The sequence below is a fragment of the Psychrobacter sp. 1U2 genome (assembly GCF_051847575.1).
Window position 1 is genome coordinate 1 of sequence record NZ_JBPYDC010001482.1, and the last position, 592, is coordinate 592.

The 592-nt window shown below is 44.9% G+C and carries 1 pseudogene; it reads right to left on the bottom strand.

The window, feature by feature from the left end:
- Positions 1-592, bottom strand: a pseudogene (gene purH / locus ACS8FD_RS22755) (bifunctional phosphoribosylaminoimidazolecarboxamide formyltransferase/IMP cyclohydrolase); the annotation flags it as partial.

A 592-nucleotide genomic window follows, 5' to 3' on the forward strand; every position in this document is an offset into this window, starting at 1 on the left:
CCGCCAAAAGAAGACTCAGGGTCTGTACTAAAAGCTGTCTTATAAGCTGCGACCTGGTCTTGATCCACTGCTACGCCGCAAGGATTGGCGTGCTTTACGATGACGCAAGCAGATGCATTAAAAGCTTTAACGCACTCAAGAGCTGCATCAGTATCGGCGATATTGTTATAAGAAAGCGCTTTACCTTGTAATTGCTTTGCAGTAGCAATAGAAGCTTGCTGGCTTTTTAAAGACTGGTTTTCGGTATAGAAGGTCGCATTTTGATGAGGGTTTTCACCGTAACGTAGATCTTGTGCTTTCTCAAACTGCACATTAAAGGTACGCGAAAAATTTTCAGGCTCTTGAGTATCATTGACACGGCTGCCTAGGAAGTTGGCGATCATACCATCATATTGTGCCGTATGTTCAAACGCTTTGACGGCTAAGTCATAGCGTAGAGCCGTTGTCAGCTCCGTGCCATCGCCTAAAGCGGTAAGCACACGCTCATAATCAGCTGGGTCAGTTACGATACCTACATGAGCATGATTTTTAGCAGCGGCACGTACCATAGTTGGACCACCAATATCGATGTTTTCAATAGCATCATTCATAG